The following is a 21,466-nucleotide window of genomic DNA, read 5'->3' as shown; positions in this document are numbered from 1 at the left end:
TTTTGGGGTGTATCGTTTCTGGAGGTGCGCCGTGTCCAACCGTTTTCCCGGCGTGCGCCCCACGGGCGAGAGACGGGTCCCCTGTATTGGCGCCTGGTCCCTCCTCATCCTCTTCCAGTTCGCATGTGCCACGAGCACCCCACGGGGCAGCTTCGTGGCCTACCGCGACAACTCGCTCACGCCCCCACCAGCGCCCAAGGAGCGGATGGTGGAGCCCGGCCTGGAATCGGCCACCGCCTACGAGGTGGACTTCCTGGAGCCCGGTGCCGCCGCCACCCGGCCGGTGCCCATCCCCAGGCCCGACTTCCAGCGGGCCTTCCAATGGCTCGCCCAGCACGTGCGGCTGGGACACCTCCGTCCACGTGCAGCCGCCCTCGAGCTGCTGCGCCTCTCGCGCCAGCCGCCGCAGGAGGTGGAGACGGTGGCGAGCACGGGAGACTGGAACCTGGAGATGTACCGGGGACGGGGCTACACTCTGGTGCCCGAGCGCCAGCAGGGCCCGGTGTCCCTCACCCCCGAGGCGGATGGAGCCCTCAAGCAAAGCTATCTCCGCTGGTGCGAGCCGCGCGGAGGAGGCGACTGCCTGGGCCTGCTGGACGACGGGCCCTACCTCCGCACGGATGACCGGCGCACGTTCGCCCTGGCACTGGCCTTCGGCACCGTGCTCGACGAGACACGCGCGGCCCTGAGCCGGGAGCTGCTCAGCGTGCAGGCGCTCGTCTCCATGGTCGTCTGGACGGTCGCCCTCTACTGCACGATGTGGTTGGTGCCAGAGCCCACGACGAAATTCCTGGCCGCGAGCCTCACTGTCATTCTCATGGGCTACCTGGGCCTCCAAACGGTGTACGGCCTCATGGACGGCTGGGCCCGCCTGGCCCATGCGGCCCACGAGGCCACCACCTTCGACGAGCTGCGCGCGGCGGGCGAGCAATTCGGCAAGGTGCTGGGCGAGGACGCGGCGCGGGCCATGATTCTCGCGGTGGCCGCGCTCAGCGGGCACACGCTGGGGCAGGTGCTGACGCGGTTGAAGTCACTGCCGGGCTTCAACCTCGCGGGAGCGCAGTTCGAGGCCCAGGGCGGCGCCGCTGTCATGGCGCACGCGGAGGCCGTGGGGGCGGCGCTCGCGACGGAGGGGGCCCTGGCCAGGGCCGTGGCGGCGGCGGAAACGGTAGCCACCTCACCGCAGGGCCCCCTGGCCGTGGTGATGCTCAAGAAGGGGACGGGCAGTGGGGCGGGACAGGCCCCAGGGGGCCGCTCCGCTCGAACCGCCATTCGCCACCGGGGCGGCAACTGGCAGGTGGAGCTCAGCGACGGCCAGCGCTGGCACGTGCCTCGCGGCAAGTCCGTTGCGGATATTCCCGCCGAGGACAAGGTAGGCGACATGCTCCAGGAGGCCGTCACCCAGGCCGCCAACAAGTGGGGGCCCGACAAGCTCTCCGGCGCCGAGAAGCGAGCCATTGGGAAGGCACAGGAGAACGGCGAGTACTGGCTGGCACGGCTGCTCGAGCGCGAAGCCCGCGGGCGCTGGGTCGAAGATCAGGTCTCCCGCCAGTTCAAGCACCTCTACAACTTCAGCCGGAGCAAGGGAGTCGATGTGGAAGTTCCTGGGGGCTTCAAGTACGAGATTCTCTCCGGCACGGAGTCGAATCTGGCGCGGCATGGCCGGCGCATGGCGGGCGAGTTCTTCCGGATGCTCACCTTTTGAGAGGGTGGCGGATGCTCTACAACAAGGTCTTCTATGAGGACCGGGAAATCGAAAACGAGCGGCTGGAGCTGACCGATAAGGGGTCGCTCTATTTCCTTGGTTCCAATGTCACTTTCAAGAATTGCACGCTGGTCCTGAAGGTCTCCGGCAGAAATCTGATCTTCGATCAAGGAACCCGGTTCATCGACTGCGCCTTCGAAGTGAAGCAGGAGTTGAAGAATCACCAGCAGTGGGTGTTCGCAACACTGAAGGGGTGCCGATTCAAGGGGCGCCTGACGGGGTGCGATTTTGGGCACTGGCCCAGCTACTCGACGGGTGCGGAGTACGGGGCCATCGAGGACTGCGACTTCACCGAGGCCCGCCTGGATGCCTGCCGCATCATGGGCTCCGACCCTGCCACCCTTCGCTTTCCCAAGTGGCCCTGCTTCACGATCCTGGACCCCATTGCGCGAGCTCCCGAACTGCGCAGGGTCAAGTGGCCCGGCATGGTCGGTGCCGTCATCGTGGACGACCTCCACACTCATCCGACTCCTACCAAGGCACTGACCTACTACGCCCCTATCCTGGCGGAGCGACTCAAGGCCACACCCGAAGAGATCCGGGCCGTCATCGAGAAGTTCGACTGCATCGTCTTCTGACGGGGCGGCGCCCTGAGCCATCCCCTCATGTTTCAGGAGAGGCGCTCCTGGCGCAGAACCTGCTAAGTTGAGGTCCTGGGAGGTAGGCCCATGACCCCACATCTGCATTCCCCTGTTCCTGATACCTCTGGCGCGAGGGCGCCATGAATGCGTTCGACATGCCGCCACTGCCGCCCGGCACACTCATCGCGGGTGACGTGGTGGAGGCCGTGCTGGGCGCGGGCGGCTTCGGCACCGTGTACCAGGTGCGTAGCCCCCAGGGACGCCGCGCCGCCCTCAAGATGGTGCCGGTGGAGAGAGGCGAGGAGAGAGCCTGGCGCGAGGCCCTCATCGGCTCGCGCCTGCACCTGCACCACCCCAACCTGGCGCGGGTGCTGGGCGCGGGCAGCTGGCCCGCCAAGGACCCCCGCTTCGTCTACCTGAAGCTGGAACTGGTGGACGGGGTGACGCTGGACGTCTGGGCACGAGAGCACGCCGTGGACACAGGCCAGGTGGTGGACAGGGTGCTGGAGGTGGCACGGGCCCTGGCGGTGGTACACGCGGCCAAGGTGGTGCACCGGGACGTGAAGGAAGCCAACATCCTGGTGCGCCGCGGTGACGGGCAGGCGGTGCTGGTGGACTTCGGGGTGAGCTACTACGCCGGGGCGCCCACCATTACCGCGGGACTGTTTCCCCCGGACACGCCGCTGTACCGCAGCCCCGAGGCGTGGCGCTTCGGCCGGGAGAACAAGGGCGTGCCGGGCGCGCACTACCGGGCCGGAGTGGGAGACGACCTGTACGCGCTGGGAGTCGTCTTCTACCGGCTGCTGACGGGGAGAGACCCCTTCCTGCCAGGCGAGCGCGCGGGCGTGGACGTGGAGGCCGTGCTGCACCAGGCGCCGCTGCCGCCGCACCTCGTCAACCCGCGCGTACCCCGGGCGGTGGAAGAAGTGTGTCTGCGGCTTCTGGAGAAGACGCCCGAGGCGCGCTACCCGGGTGCCGTGGAGCTGTGCGCGGCATTGGAGGCGCTGAGGACCCAGGCGGACGAGTCCTGGAAGGTGCCACTGCACGGCGGAGTGAAAGTGGCCGGCAGGAGGCGGACGCGAGTGCTCCGTGCGACGGCCTGGGCGAGCATGGGGGTGGGGCTGGTGCTGGGCGGCGGGTGGCTGGTGGGGCAGTGGAGGGGCGGGCGCGAGGTGGCCACCCTCCCATCACCCATCACGTCGCCCGCCGAGCAGCCAACGCGGAAGGCCAGCGCTGGCCAGGAAGTGGCGCCCCCGGAGTCGCCGCCGGAGTCTGCTCGGGCCGCGACTCCGCCGCCTGTGGAGCCACCCCTCGCGGCCGCCGCCTCGCCCGCGGCGTCCGGAAAGGACGCAGCCCCCGTGAAGAAGCAGCAGAAGACAACCGGCCCCCAACGGGACACGCAGCCCAAGCTCACGCAGGCCGCCGCGCGCAACGTGTGTCTGGGCTTGACGGGAGCCGCCCTGCAGGCCTGCCTCAGCGCGCAGCAGCAGGTGCCACCCGTCCGCTCGGAGCCTCCACCCCAGGAGTGCCCGGCGGGCGCCGTGAGGACAATGACCGAGACGCTGGGCCTGCGCATTGGAGAAAGGACGTCCGTCGAGTGGTCCGACGTGCGGGGCAGGCCCGTCCAAGTGCGCGAAGACACCCCGGTCATCATCCCTGGCCACTGGAGGACTTCCACCGGCCAGCTCGCGCTACCGGACGGAACCCGCCTCTCCGGGCGGCTCCACTTCGGAGAGAAGAAGGTGTACGGCCGCTTCACCGAGGCACGCACGCCTGGCGGGGAGACGTATCGGGTCTGCATGGACCTGTACTACTTCGACGGACCCGGCACTCCCATTCAGCCCGGCAGCGAGCCGGGGAACATGCTGGTCGGCCCCCTCGCGGAGGTGCGAGTGGTGGACCACTTCGACTAGGGACAGCCAGCGACACGGCGCCAGGAGCCGCCCTACACTACCGCGTGGGAAGTGTGGTAGAGGACCACGTTTCCAGTCTCCTCCACGTCCTCTGGGGGTTCCCGCTCCGTGTTCGCCCTGTCTTCCACCGCCCTCGTGGGATGGGTCCTGTTCGCCGTGCCCGCCGACACCACCGTACAATCCCCGCTCCCCACCTGTGAGACGGGCGTGCGCCACATTGAGCTCACCACAGACGCCGCCGACAAACGACTCACGGTGTGCATCCACCCGGGACTGTCCACCAACCTGCTCTTCGACTCGAAGCTGGCGCGCGTGGAACTGGCCGGGCCAGAGCGGTTCCGCGTGGTGCTGCAAGGAGAGACGGCCCTCATACTCGTCCCCACGAAGGCGCTGGAGGATAGGGAACGCGTGCCAGTGACAGTCTATTTTCAAGACGGTGCGGCCCCCGCGAGCGTCACCTTCTGGCTGGTGGTGCACCCCACCCAGGCCGAAGGCCAGGTGGAAGTGACGCGCCAACCGCGCACGCTCGCCTCCTACCAGGAGGGCGAGCAGCAGGCACGAGCGGAGGCCCGGCAATGCCAGGAGGAAAAGGCACGCCTCCAGGCGGAGTGCGCTGGGCAGGCAGGGCTCACGGGCCTCATCGCCGAGGGACTGGGCAAGACGGGTGTCGCCGTCAAGACACTCGACTTAGACGCCACCGCGCGTCCGGGCAACACCCTGACTCCAACCTGGGCGCGCAGCTACCGCTCCGACACCGAGCGCACGGAGGGAGGGCAGAAGGTCGTGCGGCTGGCCGTGGAATTAGAGTTGAAGAACAACGACGAGACGCCCTGGAGGCCCGCCGGTGCGGTGCTGTTGGGGCCCAAGCACGTGGAGCTGAAGGTGCTCGGCGTGTGGCCGCTGCATCTCATTGCTCCGGGTGAGAAGGGCCGCATCGTGGTGGAGTTGGAGGCAACGGAGCGACAGGCGCGCGGCACCTTCACCCTGAAACTGTGGAGTCAGGATGGCAGCACTATGCCCGAGCTCTTCGATGGCGTGACGTTCCCGTAAGCCAATTCCAATCCATGAAATCCTCCATCATGTGAGATGGCGAAGACACAGGTTTTGCCTACTGCATCACCGAGCGGCACCGTTTCTGAACCCGCTTGTAGTCGCATCGCAGTGCCTGCTCGCTCCAGTTCAACACTCTCTAAGCGCCAGCATCTAGTCAATTCCTGCTGGCAGCGCATCACTCGCGCATCTACCAAGAGGCTCTACTTGCCGAGCAACTTCGCAGACATTTTATGAATTACTTCTTCGTTTCTGAAACGTACTTCCAAACCTGGTCGGCAGACAAAGATAGCTCTGAAAGCATTTTCTTCATCCGACTCGTTTGCGAGCGAACAGGGACGTACAGAGCGCCTTCATCGCCACGAACCCGCTCCAACACCTGCTCTCGAACCAACATATTTAGGATCTTCGAAACTTCACCAGAATCCACTACCCGCCCCAAACCACGCACCAATGCCTCCTCCTTTCGGGCAGATCCTTTTTGCAAGAACGTCTTCTTAACAATTGCTACCAGCACCTTCTGCTTCGGTGTTAGCTCTGCTTCCTTGATTTTGGAAACCGTACTAATCGACTCAAATTTCTCCGCCGAAGAGTCCTCGATCCAATTTGGCATGCCCTCCACGGAGGAAACTTTGCGCACCATGCCAATCTGGCATTTTCTGATTCGCGTTCCCTTAGGCTGAGCCGCCGGGAGGACAATTTCCTCAATGACACTATCAGATATAAACAGATTCACAGGCAGGACTGATGAAAAATCCAGCGCGCCGATGAAAGCTCCTTCAAGCGAAAATCCCCCGTAATCTACCTCTTCAAGGGAATCATTCGCTCGAAGAATGCTTGCAGCGATATCGCCAGCAAGAACTCGATTGGAAGCCTGTGCACAGCGTTTCGCCAGTCTAAGAAACGAGTGCATTCGCTCCAGATCGTTCTCGCTTCCCTGAATGTCGGAAGCAACGATTCGCTGCCCCAGCGTCTGGAGAGGATTGGACCAAGACTCCCTCTCAATCCCGCGCGATTGCTCGTCCAGACAACGAACCACATCAATCCCGCGCAGGCCGTCCAGAATGTATTTATCAATGAACTCCCGGTCTGACGATTCGTAACTCGTCCGCCCCAAACCTGGAAGACGCTGAAGGATAACCGCACTCTCGTCAACCGGTGGCGTACCTGTCACTTCTTCAAAAGCATCGTTTATCTCGGAAATCGAAACCGGCCCTACATCATGAGACTTACTCCGTGTCGCTCGCGCAATCAGTCTAAGTATTTCGCGGATCTTTTCAGCATCAAGAACAGGGTTAATCCGAGCTTCGCGAGAACAGATTGCGTTCATCAATCTGTCCCACAATTCAGCATCACCATCGACGTCGCCGAAAATCGATCGCAATTCGTCTCGCGGGAAAGACGCAATCGTCTGACACAAAAGCGGGCGCTTGGGCAACCACTCTGGGAAGCGAATGTCATTCGCTGCATCCCCGAGAAACGCCTTCATCTCGTCATCAGTAAATTCACTTCGACAGAACACAATGTCTGCACTGGATGCATTCAACCCCAACGCAGACATCATCTCCTCGTTACTGTTAAAATAGTGTTCTCTTCCCGTTATAAGTGCTCCGCCTTTGGTACGCCCAAGCAAATCTCGAACGCCAGCGAGAGCATCTGACCGCAACTTGCGGATTTGCGCTTGATCATCGCTCCAGGACTGCGACGCCATTTCATCGAAGCCGTCCAACAGGAGAACCACACTAGTTCTATCCAGCACCCTAATTATCGGGTCAGCAAACTCCGATAAGCCAAGGTCATCGAAGTGGCGTCGGATAATCTCATGCCCTCGCCGCACACCCCAGTTGTCCCTAAGATTGACAGCAATCGGGTACTGCAGCGATCCGGCAGCAAACTCTGCAATGCGCGAGAAAACTTCTTTGACGCAGCGGCTCTTTCCTGTGCCGAACTGGCCTACAAGCACCACCTTGCGGCCGGTGGCTACGCGAGACACTAGATCGTCGATTCCCAGTTCGGTGCCATTTTGGGATCGATATCGAACCGGCACATAAGTACTGGCATCATTCTGGCCAGAATCAGGCCGTACGGCACTACCAAACGGTTTATCCGTACGAACAAACCTGTAAGAAGCAAAATCGAAAAACTTCTTTGAGAATTCCTCACGCGAAAGTGCTTCTACAAAAAGCGCCTTTGCGGATTCCTTCAAGTCGTTTGACGGATCTGATTCCGTGACAAACAAAGACTTGAGGGCTATGCCTTTCGCATGAAGGGCCGGTCTGACGATACCAAACTTAGCGAGATCTTCCCTCAGCTTCTGGAGAGTTTTTGACTTCGTGACCTCGACACAAACCCAATAATCTGGCTCAACCTTGAGCACGCAATCCAATGCAACTCCGGCAACCAGTTCTCTATCTGCCGGCCGATTCCAAATAAAAGACGCCAAGGTCCGGACTTGGCGCTCAAGTACGTCCCAATCTGTTGTGCTGTCAGAACTCACGCGATTCTCCCCTTTGCCTACAGCACTAGTCGATTCACCACACCACTTCTCTATGCCAGAGCACACCTGACGATGCGCTCCCACGAAAAAAACCGGGGCCGCTCTGGGAGGAACGCGGCCCCGGTGGGTCACTGCAAAAACTGACGGAACTGCCTAGAAGATCTCCTCAAGCCACTCGCGCATGCGGCCCTTGACCTTCTTGTAGACGTTCTCCTCGCGGATGCGGAACATCCGCCGGTCCAGGTGCTTCGCCCCGTACACCACCAGGCCCACGCCCGTCGCGTACATGGGGCTCTTCACCACGTCCACCAGCCCTCCAATGCCCCTCGGCATGCCCCGGCGCACCGGCAGCCCGATCACTTCCTCGGCCAGCTCCGGCATCCCCGCCAGCAGCGTCGAGCCACCGGTAATCACCACCCCCGAGGCCAGCAGGTCCTCGTAACCGCACTTCTGGATCTCCCGGTGCACCAGCTGGAAGATCTCCTCCACCCGCGGCTCCAGGATCTCACACAGAATCTGCCGCCCCAACACCCGCGGCTGCCGGCCGCCCACGCTCGGCACCTCGATGGTCTCGTCCTTGTTCACCATCGACGCCAGCGCGCAGCCGAACTTCTGCTTGATGCGCTCGGCCTCGTGCGCCGGGGTGCGCAGGCCAATCGCGATGTCGCTCGTCAGGTTGTTGCCGCCCAGCGCAATCACCGCCGTGTGCACGATCGACCCGCCCGAGAAGATGGCGATGTCCGTCGTCCCTCCGCCGATGTCCACCAGGCACACGCCCAGCTCCTTCTCGTCCTCGCCCAGCACCGCCTCGGCCGACGCCAGCGGCTGCAGGACAATATCCGCCACGTTCAGGCCCGTGCGGTTGGCGCACTTCACGATGTTCTGCGCGCTCGACACCGCCCCCGTCACGATGTGCACCTTCGCCTCCAGGCGCACCCCCGCCATCCCCAGCGGCTCCTTGATGCCGCCCTGGTCGTCGATGATGAACTCCTGCGGCAGGACGTGAATCACCTCGCGGTCCAGCGGAATCGCCACCGCCTTCGCCGCGTCGATGACACGCGCGATGTCCGCCTCGCGCACCTCCTTGTCCTTCACCGCCACAATCCCCTGCGAGTTGAAGCCCTTGATGTGTCCACCGGCGATGCCCGTGTACACGTGGGAGATCTCCGCCCCGGCCATCAGCTCGGCCTCCTCCACCGCCCGGCGGATGGAGGACACCGTCGCCTCGATGTTGACCACCACGCCCTTGCGCAGGCCCTTCGAGGGATGCGTCCCGATGCCGATGATGTCGATCCCATTGTCGGTCAGCTCCCCGACGATGGCGCAGATCTTCGTCGTGCCGATGTCGAGGCCGACGATGATCTCCCCGGACTTCTGCTTCGCCATGACAACCCTCCCAGGCCCCCCACTCTCGTGAAAGGGGCGCGTACCTTACTGCGCCGAGGCCCCGCTCCTCTCGGACACGGGGCTCGAAAGCTTCACCGCCACCCAGCCGGGCCTCGCCCGGTTGTCCAGGTGGATGACCTGCGCCGACAGCCCGCGAGCACGCAGCTCCCCGCGCACCCGCGACAGCCGCTCCAGCTTGGCGTCCGTCTCCCCCTCCCCCATCCGCACCTCCAACCCATCCGCCGTCACCAGCACCATCCCCTCGGGCGACACCCGCACCTCGCTCAGCCGCTCGCGCTTCGCCGGTTGCGTCGCCGCGTAGGCCTCCGCCACCGCCAGCGCCCGGCGGATCTGCTCGCGCGTGCGCCCCTCGTCCCCCAGGTACCCCTCGCGGTCCACTCCCGTCACCAGCGGCAGGTCCAACGTGTCCCCGGGCTGCAGCCGCTTGAAGGGCTCGCCCTCCTCGTTCACCAGGTACAGGTCTCCCAGCACCGCCAGCGCCGCCGGCACGTGCTCGGTCACCTCCACCGACACGCTCGAGGGGAAGTGGCGCCGCACCTCCACCGTGCGCACCCAGGGGTGGGCGGACATGGTGCGCTCCAGCGCCCCCACGTCCAGCGTCCACAGGTTCTGCCCCACCGTCAGCCCCGACAGCTTGAGCAGCTCGGCCGGCCTGGCCCGCTGCAGCCCGCTGAAGGTCGTCTCCTTCAACAGAAAAGTCGGCGAGCTGAGCGCCCAGCGCCGCAGCTCGATTCCGCCCCAGACCAGGGCCACTGTCAGACCCGTCAGTAGGATGGCCTTGAGCAGGCCGGGGCCATGCGTGCGCACGGCCCCCTTCACCGCCTCCTTCTGCTGGGCGGTGTCCTGACGACGACGGTTCTTGGACTTACCGAAAGCCATGGTGTGCGTCGGCGCATGCTGCGCGCGGTTGGATCTCCACGCCAGTTTTTCGCTACAGACACGTGGCTGTAGCTCCCGGCTCCACAGGGGACCGGGTCCTCCTCCCACTTCGGATGGGGAAACGGTCCCTCTCAGGCCTTGAGACTGGCCCCTTGGAGCAGTCGCTCGCAGAGGGCGGGGAAGTCGATGCCCCGGCCCGCCGCGATCTTCGGCAGCAGGCTGGTCTCGGTCATTCCCGGCAACGTGTTGATCTCCAACAGGAAGACCTCGCCCGAGGGCGTCAAGATGACGTCCGAGCGGGAGCCTCCACTGCACCCGAGCGCTTTATGGGCTGCAAGGCAGACCTGGTTCACGCGCTCATACTGATCCGGCGGCAGGGGGGCGGGGAAGAGGTACTTCGTCGTTCCACCGGACTTGTACTTGGCCTCGTAGTCGTAGAACTCGCGCGCGGCCACCACCTCGATGACGCCCAGGGCCTCGTCGTCCAGGACGCCGCCCTGCACCTCGCGGCCCTTGATGTACTGCTCCACCAGAATCGTACCGGCCAGCTTGGAGGCGGCCTCCACGGCGGCGAGGTACTCCTCGCGCGTCTTGCAGATGTGGACGCCCACGCTGCTGCCCTCGCGCGAGGGCTTGACGACGGCCGGGAGGCCGAAGGGCAGCGAGTCCACGGCGGCCCGGGCCTCCTCCGCGCTCGTGAAGGCGCGGTAGGGCGGCGTGGGGATGCCGTGGGCGATGAAGACCTGCTTGGCGAAGACCTTGTCCATGCCCAGGGACGAGGCCAGCACGCCGCTGCCCGTGTAGGGGATGAACATGCACTCGAGCAGACCCTGGACGGAGCCGTCCTCGCCGTAGCGGCCGTGGAGGGCGATGAAGGCCACCTCCACCTTCTCCGCCGCCAGGCGCGCGGGCAGGTCCTTGCCCACGTCGATCTCCACCACGTCGTAGCCGAGCCCCCGCAGGGCCTTGGCCACGGCGGCGCCGGTGCGCAGGGACACCTCGCGCTCGGAGGACAGGCCCCCGAGCAACACTCCCACCTTCTTCCGCTTCAGCTCGTCCTGGGTGAAGCCGCTCATGGCTGGAAGACCCCTACACGCTTGACTTCGGGTTGGAGCTCGACGCCCCGCTCCTCGCGCACCCGCGACTGCATCAGGGTGAGGAGCGAGAGGACGTCGTGGGCGGTGGCACCGCCCAGGTTGACGATCCAGTTGGCGTGCAGGGTGGACACCTGCGCGCGACCGATGACGTGGCCCTTGAGGTTCACGCTCTCGATGAGCCGCCCGGCGAAGTCGCCCGGCGGATTGGTGAAGACGCTGCCGAAGTTCGGCTGGCTCAGCGGCTGCGAGCGCTTGCGGTAGGCGAGGTCCTCGTCCATGGCCTTCTTGGAGGCCTCGAGGTCGCCCTTGCGCAGGAGGAAGCGCACCCGCGTCACCACGGCGCCCGGGGGCAGCTCCGAGTGCCGGTAGCGGTGGGGAATCCGCTCCCTGGCGAGCCAGCCGATCCCGTCCGCGGTGGCCACCTCCACCGCCTCCACCACGCGGAAGCACTCGCCGTTCTTGGTGCCCGCGTTCATGGTGACCGCGCCCCCCAGGGTGCCGGGGATGCCCGCGAGGAACTCGGCGCCCACCAGCCCGTGCGAGCGCATCTGGTTGCACAGCCGGACGATGGCCGCGCCCGCGCCGAGGGTGAGCCTCCCCTCCTCCGCGCCCACGTCGGCCAGCTCGGGGAACAGGTCCCCCGGCAGCTTCACGGTGACGCCCGGAATCCCTCCGTCGCCCACCAGGGTGTTGGCACCGCCGCCGAGCACCGTGAGGGGCACGCCCTCCTCGCGCACGAGGCGCAGCAGGGCCACCAGCGCGTCCGCGGAGCGCGGGCGGACGAGCGCCTCGGCGGGGCCTCCCACGCGCACGCTCGTGAGCGGCGCGAGCGGCGCGTTCGCCGTCACCTCACAGCCGGACAGACGCCCCACCCGCTCGGACAGGGACGATGAGAAGACGGCCACCATGCCCTAGTCGCCCTTCGCCACGCCGCGTTGCTTGAGGAGCTCGACGAGCTCCGGCCCCACCTGGGTGATGTCGCCGGCGCCCAGGGTGAGGACGATGTCGCCCTCGTGCAGCCGGGGCAGCAGCGTCTTCGCGATGTCGGTGCGCTTCTCCACGAAGGTGACGTCGCGGTGGCCGTGGGCGCGGACGGCCTCGGCCAGCGCGTCGCCCGTGGCTCCGGGGATGCGCTCCTCGCCCGCGGCGTAGACGCTGGTGACGAAGACGACGTCCGCGTCGTTGAAGGAGGTGGCGAACTCCTTCATCAAGTCATGGGTGCGCGTGTAGCGGTGGGGCTGGAAGGCCACCACCAGCCGCTTGCCGAAGGCGCGCCGGGCGCCCGCCAGCGTGGCCTGCACCTCGGTGGGGTGGTGCCCGTAGTCGTCCACCACGGTGACGCCGGCCACCTCGCCGCGCACGGTGAAGCGCCGCTGCACGCCGCCGAACTCGGCCAGCGAGCTGCGCACCACGTCCAGCGGAATGTCCATCTCCTCGGCCACGGCGATGACGGCCAGGGCGTTGAGGGCGTTGTGCGCGCCCACCATGCGCACGCGGAACTCACCGAGCGGCTCGTCGCGCCGGAAGGCCTCGAAGCGGGTGGTGAAGCCCTCCAGCCGCACGCCCTCCAGCCGGTAGTCCGCCATGTGCGAGCTGCCGTAGGTGACGAAGCGCTTCTCGATGTGCGGCAGCAGCGACTGGACGTTGGGGTTGTCCAGGCACAGCACGTTGAGGCCGTAGAAGGGCACGCGGTTGCAGAAGGCCGTGAAGGCGTCCTTCAGGTTGTCCAGCGTGCCGTAGTGGTCCATGTGCTCCGGGTCGATGTTGGTGACCACGGAGATGGACGGGTGCAGGTGCAGGAAGCTGCCGTCGCTCTCGTCGGCCTCCACCACCATCAGCTCGCTCTTGCCCAGCTTGGCGTTGGAGTCGAGCACGTTCACCTTGCCGCCCACCACGGCCGTGGGATCCAACCCCGCGGCGGACAGCACGGTGGCCACCATGGAGGTGGTGGTCGTCTTGCCGTGGCTGCCCGCGACGGCGACGGCGTACTTGAGCCGCATCAGCTCCGCGAGCATCTCCGCGCGGGGGATGACGGGAATCTTCCGCTGGCGCGCGGTGACGACCTCGGGGTTGTCCTTGCGCACCGCCGAGGAGATGACCACCACGTCCGCGTGGACGAGGTTCTCCGCCCGATGGCCCTCGAAGATGGTGGCGCCCAGGCGCTCCAGGCGGCGCGTAATCTCACTGGCCTTCAGGTCCGAGCCGGACACCCGGTAGCCCTGGTTGAGCAGCACCTCGGCGATGCCGCTCATGCCGATGCCGCCGATGCCCACGAAGTGCACGTGCGCGGCATGACGCGTCTTGAAGAGGCTCGCGGGCCGAGCGGGGCGTTGGGTCGTCACGGGTGTATTGTCTCCTCAGGCCTGCTTCTCGTTGCCACCCGCCGGCTTCTCGCCGCCGCTCGGGGGCTTGTCGCCACCCTCGGGCTTCTTGGAGGGCTTCTTCGGGTTGGGGTCCTCGCCGCGGGCCTCGGCCCGGCCCGAGGGGCCATACGTCTTCACCATCAGGTCCACGAGCACGTCCGCCAGTTCCTTGGAGGCCTCGGGACGCCCCAGCAGGCCGGCCTTCTTCTCCATCTGGCGGCGCTTCTCCGGGTCCTCCTTGAGGCGGCGGATCTCCGCGGCCAGCTTCTCCCCCGTCAGCTCCGACTCGCGGAACATGAGCGCCGCGCCGGCCTTCACCAGCGACTGGGCATTCACTTCCTGGTGGTTGTCCGTGGCGAAGGGGAAGGGAATGAGGATGCTGGCCTTCTTGGCCACCGTCAGCTCGGACAGCGTGGTGGCGCCCGCCCGGCACACGACGAGCTCCGCCTTGGCGTACGCGCTGGACATGTCCTCGATGTACTCCACCACCTGGGCCTGGGCCTCGAAGCCCTTGTCCGCGTAGCCCTTGCGCACCGTCTCGAGGTCGTTCTTCCCCGTCTGGTGGATGATGTGGAGCTGGTCCTTGAGGTCTTGAAGGTAGTCCAGCGCGTCGATCATCCGCTGGTTGATGCCGCGCGCCCCGAGGCTGCCGCCGAAGACGAGCAGGGCGAACTTCTCGTGCGCCACGCGCGAGCGCAGGAAGTTCTCCATCAGCGTGCGACGGATGGGGTTGCCGACGAGCTGCACCTTCTGCGAGGGGAAGAAGGAGCCCGCCTCCTCGAAGGCGGTGAAGACGACGCGCACGAACCTGCCGAGCACCTTGTTGGTGAGCCCCGGCAGGGCATTCTGCTCCTGCACCGCGGTGGGGATGCCCAGGATGGCCGCCGCGAGCACCACCGGCCCGCTGGCGTAGCCCCCCACGCCCACCACCACGTCCGGCTTGTGGCGCTGGAGGATGCGGAAGGACTCGATGAAGGCCATGGGCAGCGCGAGCAGGCCCTTGATGAGCCCCACCAGCCCCTTGCCCTTGAGGCCCTGCGCCCGGATGGTCTCCAGCGGGTAGCCCTCGCGGGGAACCACCCTCGCCTCCAGGCCGCGCTCGGTGCCCACGAACACCACCTGGTTGGCGTGGTGGCGCGTCACCACCTCCTCGGCCAGGGCGATGCCGGGGTAGAGATGACCACCCGTACCGCCTCCCGCGATGAGCACCTTCACGCCGCCACCTCCCTCATGTCACCGCCGGAGCGCAGGGTCCGGTTGCCAGCGGGTTCCGCGCTGGCACTCAGCGAGAGCAATACACCGGCCGAACCCATGAGCACCACCAATGAGGTGCCTCCGTAGGACACGAAGGGAAGCGTCAGTCCTTTAGTGGGCAACAGCCCCATCGCCACGCACATGTTCACCGTGGCCTGGAACGCGATGATGGAGGTGAGCCCCAGACCCAGGTACGTGCCGAATGTCTCCGGCGCGGCGAGGCTCGCGCGGATGCCCCGCCAGATGACGATGGCGTAGAGCGACACCAGCAGCACCACCCCGATGAGGCCCAGCTCCTCGCCGATGATGGCGAAGATGAAGTCCGTGTGGGCCTCGGGGAGGAAGAAGAGCTTCTGCCGACCATCCCCCAGGCCCAGCCCCGTGAGGCCGCCCGAGCCGATGGACATGAGGGACTCGGCCACCTGGTAGCCGATGTCGTGCCGGTGGGCCCAGGGGTCCAGGAAGGCCAGCACGCGCTTCATGCGGTAGGGGCTGCTGGCGACGGCGGCGTAGGCCAGCGGCAGCGCCAGCAGCACCGAGCCCACCAGGTAGCTCAGCTTCGTGCCCGCGGCGAACAGCAGCGCGAACAGCAGGAACACCAGCAGCACCGAGCTGCCGAAGTCCGGCTGCAACATACAAAGGCCCACCAGCAGGCCGCACAGCAGCAGGTGCGGGAGGAAGCCCACGGAGAAGCTGGCCACCTTCTCGCGCTTCTTGGCCAGCGAGTAGGACAGGTAGACGACCCAGGCGAACTTGGCCACCTCGGCCGGCTGGAGGCCGAAGCCCGGCAGGCGGATCCACCGCCGCGCGCCGCCCGCCGAGGAGCCGATGCCCGGAATCAGCACCGCCACCAGCAGCACCAGCGTCACCAGCAGCAGCGGGTAGGCGAGCCGCGCCAGCCGGCGCCAGCCCACCTTCATCCCCACCGCCATCGCCACCACGCCCATCCCCGCCGCCAGCAGCTGCCGGTTGAGGAAGTAGAGGCTGTCACCCCGCTTGTCCTGCGCCATGACGGCGCTGGCCGAGTACACCATCACCAGGCCGAGCGAGACGAGCGACAGGACCGCGCACAGCAACAGCGCATCGAACCGCACCGGGGCGGTGGAGGAGGGAGCGGTGGCCTTCATGGATTCAGAGCTCCCCGACGAGGCGTTTGAACGTGTCGCCCCGGTGCTCGAAGTTCTGGAACTGATCGTACGAGGCACATGCAGGTGACAAAAGTACAGTGTCACCGGATCTTGCCAGGGCCTTGGCCCGCCGTACAGCTTCCGCGAGCGTCCCGCAGGCGTACACCGGGGCCGCCCCCTCGTAGGCCTGGGCGAGGGTGTCGGCGTCCTGGCCGATGGTGAGCACGCCCTTCACCTTGCCGCGGCCCTCGTCGACCATGGGCTTGTAGGGAGCGCCCTTGCCCTTGCCCCCGGCGATGAGGAGCACGTCCTTCTCGAAGGCGCGCAGGGCCACCAGCACCGAGTCCACGTTGGTGGCCTTGGAGTCGTTCACCCACTCCACGCCGTCCAGCACGCGCACGCTCTCCAGCCGGTGCGGCAGGCCGGGGTAGCTGTCGAGGCCCGCCTGCACCGCCTCGTGCGGCACGCCCGCCAGCCGCGCCAGCAGCGCCGCCGCCATGGCGTTCTGCGCGTTGTGGCCCCCACGCAGCGCGCGGTTGGTGAGGGTGAAGGACTCGCCCTTCTCCCCCACTCCCTCGAAGCGGAAGCCCCCGGGCCTCGCCACCGCCAGGCCGGCCAGCGTGGGGCTCAAGGCCACGGGGCGCCCGGTGAGGCTGAAGCCGTAGACGGGCACCTTCGCGGCCTCGGCCAGCCGCATCACGTCCGCGTCCTCCGCGTTCACCACCACGAAGTCGCCCTGCGCCTGGTTGCGGAAGATGCGGGCCTTGGCCGCGCCGTAGGCCGCGTGGCTCTCGTACCGGTCGATGTGGTCCGGCGTGAGGTTGAGGATGGTGGAGCCCCGGGGCCGCAGCGTGTCGATGCCCTCGAGCTGGAAGCTGGAGAGCTCCACCACCAGCGCGTCCCAGTCTCCGGGGGTGAGGGCCGCCTCGGCGAACGGCCGCCCGAGGTTGCCGCCCACGAAGGTGCGCCGCCCGCCCTTCAGGAAGAGCTCGCCGGTGAGTGCCGTGGTGGTGCTCTTGCCGTTGGTGCCGGTGATGCCGATGAGCGGCACGTGCGAGAGGTAGCGCCAGGCCAGCTCCACCTCGCCCCAGATGGGCACCCCCGCGGCGCGCGCCTTCTGGAGGTCGGGCAGAGCCAGCGGCACGCCCGGGCTCACCACCACCAGCTGCTTCGACTCCAGCAGCCCCGGCGGCGTGGGGCCGGTGACGAGCGTCACGCCGCGCGCCTTGAGGTCGCGTGCCGTGTCGCCCAGGGCCTCCTCGGTGCGCGCGTCCAGCGCCGTCACCCGCGCGCCCTTCGCCTGCAAGAGGCGGATGGCGGCCAACCCGCTCTTGGCGAGCCCATACACCACGACATCGCGGTCCTTCAGGTCGGGCGTCATGCGCGCCTCCCCCCCTCTACCTAGCGCAGCTTGAGTGACAGGAGCGCCACACCCGAACAGAGGATGGCGACGATCCAGAAGCGGACGATGATCTTCGGCTCGGCCATGCCCTTGAGCTCGAAGTGGTGGTGCACGGGCGCCATCTTGAAGACGCGCTTGCCGGTGAGCTTGAAGGACGTCACCTGGATCATCACGCTGAGGATTTCAGCGAAGAAGACGCCGTGGATGATGGCGGAGACCACCTCGTTCTTGGACAGCACCGCCAGCCCACCGAGCGCGCCCCCCAGCGCGAGCGAGCCGATGTCGCCCATGAAGACGGAGGCCGGGTAGGCGTTGAACCAGAGGAAGGAGATGCCCGCGCCCACGATGCTGGCACAGAAGACGGATAGCTCGGCACCACCGGGCACCTCGGGGACACCCAGGTAGCGCCACAGGGGCACGCCCACCACCTGCGCGACGCCATTGACCGTCTCCACGTCGGCGATGCGCGTCAGCGAGCCCGCCACGTAGCAGAGGATGGTGAAGGTGGTGGCCGCGATGATGGTCGGCATGATGGCCAGGCCGTCCAGACCGTCGGTGATGTTGACGGCGTTGGACGTGCCCACCACCACCACCCAGCCGAACACCACGTAGAACCAGCCGAAGTCCGGGTTGAAGTGGCGCGTGGGCACGAAGGGCAGCGTCAGCTTCGTGTCGATGAGCAGGTTCGGCCCGGTGAAGGCCCCATCCGGCCCCGTCCACGAGCACATCAGCCCGAAGACGGCCACCAAGTAGAAGACCGTCTGCAGAACCATCTTGTACCGGCCGGCCAGCCCCTTGGAGTTGCGCTTGGACAGCTTCAGCCAGTCATCCAGGAAGCCGATGAAGCCGTAGCCCAGGGTGAGCAGCAGCGCCGCCCACACCGCGCGGCTCTTCAGGTCCGCGAAGACGAAGGTGCCGGCCGCGATGCACATGAGGATGAGCGCGCCACCCATGGTGGGCGTGCCCTTCTTCTTCTGGTGCGTGTCCGGCGTGTCCTCGCGCACGTTGCTCTGCCCGTGCTGCTTGAGGCGCAGCCGCGCGATGAGCCTCGGGCCGACGAACATGCCCAGCAGCAGCGAGGCCACCGCCGCAGCGACGATGCGGAAGGTGGGGTAGCGCAGGAAGTTCAGGAACCGCGCCGCTTCCGTGCCCTGAATCCACTCGTAGATGAGGAGCAGCACCTAGTGGCCCCCTCCAGCAGAGGCGGCGCCGGTGAGGCCCGCCACCACCCGCTCGAGCCTCATGCCACGGCTCGCCTTGACCAACACCACGTCCCCCGCCTTCAGCTGCGGCAGGAGCCACGCCAACAGGGGCTCGACCTCGGTGAAGTGCGCCGCGTTTCCGCCCAGGCCCGCCGCCTCGTGCCCCTTGATGGAGCGCGGCCCGAAGAACGCCACCAGCTGCGCCTTGCTCGCCGCGAGCGCACCCAGTTTGGTGTGCTCCTCCAGCTCGCCGGGCCCCAGCTCCAGCATGTCGCCGAGCACCGCCACCGCCCGGCCACCGGGCTGCATCAGTGAGCGCAGCGTGTCCAGCGCCGCGCCCATGGAGGCGGGGTTGGCGTTGTAGCAATCGTCGATGACGGTGGTGCCGTGCAGGCCATCCACCACGTTGAGCCGGCGTGCGTACGGCCGCGCCGCCTCCAGTCCCTTCACGCACTCCTCGGGGGAGTAGCCGAGCGCCACCGACAGCGCGAAGGCGCCCGTGGCGTTGAGCGCGTTGTGCTCGCCGATGAAGGACAGCTTCACCGGCCAGTCCTTCCCCTTGTACTGGATGGTGAGGGACAGCCCCTCGCGGCCGCGCGGGGTGACACTCGCGAGCCGCACGTCCGCGTTCGCGGCCCGGCCGAAGGACAGCTTCTTCGCCCGGCTGCGCGCGGCCTGCCCGGGAATGAGCGGGTCGTCCACGTTCACCACGGCCACGGCCTCGGGCGGGAGCTCACGGAACATCTCGCCCTCGGCCTCGGCCACGCCCTCGATGCTGCCCAGGCCCTCCAGGTGCTCGGGCTGCACCACGGTGATGATGCCCGCGTCCGGCCGGACCACCCGGGTGAGCCGGGTGATTTCGCCGGGCTGGTTCATCCCCGTCTCGATGACCGCCGCCACGTGCGAGGGCTCCAGGCGGAAGAGCGTGAGGGGCACCCCCACCTCGTTGTTGAGGTTGCCCTCCGTCTTCAGCGCGGGGCCGCGCGTGGCGAGGATGGCGCCCACCATCTCCTTGGTGGTCGTCTTCCCGTTGGAGCCACCCACGGCGCCCACCGGAATCCGGAAGCGCTCGCGGTGCGCATGCCCCAGGGCACCGAGCGCCGCCAGGGTGTCCTCCACCTCGTAGAGGGCGAGGCCCTCGGGGAGCTGGGGGAGCGCCCTGCCCTTCTTGACCACCGCGCCGGCCGCGCCACCACTGGCGGCCTGCGCGAGGAAGTCATGGGCATCGAAGCGCTCGCCCTGCAGCGCCACGAAGAGACACCCGGGCACCAGGGCCCGCGTATCGGTGCAGACGGCCGGATACTCCGCCGCGGGCCTTGCGCCGCGACGGGTGGCCCCGGTCGCCTGCACCACCTGCTCGTCCGTGAATCGTGCGGCCATAGAGGCTCAGCGGTTCCCCGTGCTCAGGTGCGGATGGCGAGCGCCCGGGCCGCGACTTCGCGGTCGTCGAAGGCGCGCTTCTCGGTACCGACGATCTGGTACGTCTCGTGCCCCTTGCCAGCGATGAGGACCACGTCGTCCTCCTTGGCCAGGGAGATCGCCGTCTCGATGGCGGCCTTGCGGTCCGCGTCCACGAGGTAGCCCTTCTCACCGCTCTTCGCCTTGCCGGCGGAGATGCGCCGCAGGCCGCCCTTCTCCAGGCCCGGGGTCACCTGCGAGATGATCTCCTCCGGATCCTCCGTGCGCGGGTTGTCGCTCGTCACCACCGCGAGGTCCGCGTTCTCCGCGGCCGCCGAGCCCATGAGCGGACGCTTGCCCGCGTCGCGCTCGCCACCGCAGCCGAACACCACGATGACGCGGCCCTTGGCCATGGCCCGCGCCGCCTCCAGCGCGCGCTTGAGGGCGTCATCCGTGTGCGCGTAGTCCACGAACACCGAGGGCGCCTGGGCGGGACCGTGGTTCTCCACCCGCTCCATGCGGCCGGGCACGCCGCCCATGCGCTCGATGCCCAGCTGCACGTCCTTGCGCCGCGCGAAGCCCGCGCCCAGCGCCAAGCCCGCCGCCGCCAGGATGTTCTCCAGGTTGTGCGGCCCCAGCAGCCGGCTCTTCACCGGGATGTCGCCCGCGGGCGTCTTCAGCACGCCCTTGATGCCCTGCAGGGAGAAGGACACGTCCGCGGAGGAGATCTCCCCGTTGCCCTGGCGGCTGAACTTCCACGCCATGCGCTTCTGGCCGCGCAGCTCGTTGTAGATGCGGATGGCGTAGGTGTCGTCGCCATTCACCACGGCCACGCCGCCCTGGGAGAGGTTCTCCAGGAACAGCTTGCGCTTGGCCTGGAAGTACTCCTCCATGTCCTTGTGGTAGTCGAGGTGGTCGCGCGTCAGGTTGGTGAAGGCGGCCGCCTTGAAGGTGATGCCGTGCACGCGCTCCTGCATCAGCGCGTGGCTGGACACCTCCATCACCACCGTCTCCACGCCCGCGTCCGCCATCTCGCGCAGGATGCGGTGCAGCTCCAGCGGATCCGGCGTGGTGTGCGCGGTGGCATGGAACTGGCCGCCCACCTTGTAGCCCAGCGTGCCAATGACGCCCGTGGAGGAGTAGGCCGCGGTGGCCATCGCCTCGAGCAGATAGGTGGTGGTCGTCTTGCCGTTGGTGCCCGTGACCGCCAACAGGGTCAGCTGGTCGGCGGGGCGGCCGTAGAAGTTGGCCGCGATGAGGGCCAGGGCCTTGCGGGCGTTGGACACCTTGAAGAAGGGCACCTGCGAGGACACCGGCTTCTCCGACACCACCGCCACGGCGCCGCGGGAGACAGCCTCGCCCACGAACTGGGCACCATCTTCCTTCGAGCCCGGCACGGCGACGAAGAGGTCGCCCGGCTTCACCTTGCGCGAGTCCTGCGATACCCCCGTCACGTCGACCGAGGTCCTGCCCCCCGAGGTCTGCTCGGCACCACACCCTGCGAGGACATCCGTCAGCTTCATCGTTTCCC

General features: G+C 67.0%; 16 protein-coding genes. 4 read left to right on the top strand and 12 right to left on the bottom strand.

Translation table 11 applies throughout. The features are described 5' to 3' along the window. Window positions 1-31 precede the first annotated feature (31 nt). The 4 genes from sitA5 to JRI60_RS13145 all read left to right on the top strand — a co-directional run bounded on the left by sitA5 (window position 32) and on the right by JRI60_RS13145 (window position 5,309). Window positions 32-1,705, top strand: coding sequence for a SitA5 family polymorphic toxin (gene sitA5, locus JRI60_RS13160; RefSeq protein ID WP_204226197.1), 1,674 nt, complete (start codon window positions 32-34; stop codon window positions 1,703-1,705). 11 nt (window positions 1,706-1,716) lie between these two features. Then, a complete protein-coding gene (locus JRI60_RS13155) occupies window positions 1,717-2,343 on the top strand; it encodes a hypothetical protein (protein ID WP_204226196.1) in 627 nt (208 codons plus the stop codon). A gap of 143 nt (window positions 2,344-2,486) precedes the next feature. Further along, complete coding sequence (locus JRI60_RS13150; RefSeq protein WP_204226195.1) at window positions 2,487-4,259, top strand: serine/threonine protein kinase; 1,773 nt, start codon at window positions 2,487-2,489, stop codon at window positions 4,257-4,259. Window positions 4,260-4,367: 108 nt separating this feature from the next. Further along, a complete protein-coding gene (locus tag JRI60_RS13145) occupies window positions 4,368-5,309 on the top strand; it encodes a DUF2381 family protein (protein WP_204226194.1) in 942 nt (313 codons plus the stop codon). Window positions 5,310-5,547: 238 nt separating this feature from the next. Here the strand turns inward: JRI60_RS13145 and JRI60_RS13140 are convergent, their stop codons facing one another. The 12 genes from JRI60_RS13140 to JRI60_RS13085 form a co-directional block, all read right to left on the bottom strand. Then, window positions 5,548-7,806 (bottom strand): hypothetical protein, encoded by a 2,259-nt coding sequence (locus tag JRI60_RS13140; protein ID WP_204226193.1) that lies wholly within the window; start codon window positions 7,804-7,806, stop codon window positions 5,548-5,550. 153 nt (window positions 7,807-7,959) lie between these two features. Further along, a complete protein-coding gene (ftsA, locus tag JRI60_RS13135; RefSeq protein WP_204226192.1) occupies window positions 7,960-9,192 on the bottom strand; it encodes a cell division protein FtsA in 1,233 nt (410 codons plus the stop codon). 45 nt (window positions 9,193-9,237) lie between these two features. After that, the gene (locus JRI60_RS13130) at window positions 9,238-10,092 is read right to left on the bottom strand and encodes a cell division protein FtsQ/DivIB (RefSeq protein ID WP_204226191.1); all 855 of its coding nucleotides are present in this window, start codon (window positions 10,090-10,092) and stop codon (window positions 9,238-9,240) included. A 131-nt stretch (window positions 10,093-10,223) separates the two neighbouring features. Continuing rightward, complete coding sequence (locus tag JRI60_RS13125) at window positions 10,224-11,168, bottom strand: D-alanine--D-alanine ligase (RefSeq protein ID WP_204226190.1); 945 nt, start codon at window positions 11,166-11,168, stop codon at window positions 10,224-10,226. Continuing rightward, complete coding sequence (gene murB, locus JRI60_RS13120) at window positions 11,165-12,097, bottom strand: UDP-N-acetylmuramate dehydrogenase (RefSeq protein ID WP_204226189.1); 933 nt, start codon at window positions 12,095-12,097, stop codon at window positions 11,165-11,167. The genes JRI60_RS13125 and murB overlap by 4 nt, the downstream gene beginning before the upstream one ends. 3 nt (window positions 12,098-12,100) lie before the next feature. Further along, window positions 12,101-13,531: a UDP-N-acetylmuramate--L-alanine ligase gene (murC, locus tag JRI60_RS13115; RefSeq protein WP_204226188.1), complete on the bottom strand. Its 1,431-nt coding sequence runs from the start codon at window positions 13,529-13,531 to the stop codon at window positions 12,101-12,103. A 15-nt stretch (window positions 13,532-13,546) separates the two neighbouring features. After that, window positions 13,547-14,767 carry an undecaprenyldiphospho-muramoylpentapeptide beta-N-acetylglucosaminyltransferase gene (murG, locus tag JRI60_RS13110; protein WP_204226187.1) on the bottom strand — a complete coding sequence of 407 codons (1,221 nt, stop codon included), beginning with the start codon at window positions 14,765-14,767 and terminating at the stop codon, window positions 13,547-13,549. Further along, complete coding sequence (gene ftsW / locus JRI60_RS13105; RefSeq protein WP_204226186.1) at window positions 14,764-15,933, bottom strand: putative lipid II flippase FtsW; 1,170 nt, start codon at window positions 15,931-15,933, stop codon at window positions 14,764-14,766. The genes murG and ftsW overlap by 4 nt, the downstream gene beginning before the upstream one ends. Window positions 15,934-15,937: 4 nt before the next feature. Then, window positions 15,938-17,314 (bottom strand): UDP-N-acetylmuramoyl-L-alanine--D-glutamate ligase, encoded by a 1,377-nt coding sequence (gene murD, locus JRI60_RS13100; protein WP_204226185.1) that lies wholly within the window; start codon window positions 17,312-17,314, stop codon window positions 15,938-15,940. A gap of 20 nt (window positions 17,315-17,334) precedes the next feature. Then, window positions 17,335-18,516, bottom strand: a complete 1,182-nt coding sequence (mraY, locus tag JRI60_RS13095) for a phospho-N-acetylmuramoyl-pentapeptide-transferase (protein ID WP_204226184.1) — start codon at window positions 18,514-18,516, stop codon at window positions 17,335-17,337. Further along, window positions 18,517-19,917 carry a UDP-N-acetylmuramoyl-tripeptide--D-alanyl-D-alanine ligase gene (locus tag JRI60_RS13090; protein ID WP_204226183.1) on the bottom strand — a complete coding sequence of 467 codons (1,401 nt, stop codon included), beginning with the start codon at window positions 19,915-19,917 and terminating at the stop codon, window positions 18,517-18,519. 23 nt (window positions 19,918-19,940) lie between these two features. Then, window positions 19,941-21,458 (bottom strand): UDP-N-acetylmuramoyl-L-alanyl-D-glutamate--2,6-diaminopimelate ligase, encoded by a 1,518-nt coding sequence (locus JRI60_RS13085; RefSeq protein WP_204226182.1) that lies wholly within the window; start codon window positions 21,456-21,458, stop codon window positions 19,941-19,943. Between the last annotated feature and the right edge of the window lie 8 nt (window positions 21,459-21,466).

Origin of the sequence: Archangium violaceum (assembly GCF_016887565.1) — a bacterium.
Classification (GTDB): domain Bacteria; phylum Myxococcota; class Myxococcia; order Myxococcales; family Myxococcaceae; genus Archangium; species Archangium violaceum_B.
Note: the sequence above shows the minus strand (reverse complement) of the source record. Positions and strands in the feature narration are given on the sequence as shown.

Bases quoted from the DNA above. Each gene is read 5' to 3' on its own strand.
- JRI60_RS13150 (WP_204226195.1), top strand. From the start codon at position 2,487: ATGAATGCGTTCGACATGCCGCCACTGCCGCCCGGCACACTCATCGCG.
- JRI60_RS13125 (WP_204226190.1), bottom strand. From the start codon at position 11,168: ATGAGCGGCTTCACCCAGGACGAGCTGAAGCGGAAGAAGGTGGGAGTG.
- murD (WP_204226185.1), bottom strand. From the start codon at position 17,314: ATGACGCCCGACCTGAAGGACCGCGATGTCGTGGTGTATGGGCTCGCC.
- ftsW (WP_204226186.1), bottom strand. From the start codon at position 15,933: ATGAAGGCCACCGCTCCCTCCTCCACCGCCCCGGTGCGGTTCGATGCG.
- JRI60_RS13130 (WP_204226191.1), bottom strand. From the start codon at position 10,092: ATGGCTTTCGGTAAGTCCAAGAACCGTCGTCGTCAGGACACCGCCCAG.
- JRI60_RS13090 (WP_204226183.1), bottom strand. From the start codon at position 19,917: ATGGCCGCACGATTCACGGACGAGCAGGTGGTGCAGGCGACCGGGGCC.
- ftsA (WP_204226192.1), bottom strand. From the start codon at position 9,192: ATGGCGAAGCAGAAGTCCGGGGAGATCATCGTCGGCCTCGACATCGGC.
- murB (WP_204226189.1), bottom strand. From the start codon at position 12,097: ATGGTGGCCGTCTTCTCATCGTCCCTGTCCGAGCGGGTGGGGCGTCTG.
- JRI60_RS13085 (WP_204226182.1), bottom strand. From the start codon at position 21,458: ATGAAGCTGACGGATGTCCTCGCAGGGTGTGGTGCCGAGCAGACCTCG.
- JRI60_RS13155 (WP_204226196.1), top strand. From the start codon at position 1,717: ATGCTCTACAACAAGGTCTTCTATGAGGACCGGGAAATCGAAAACGAG.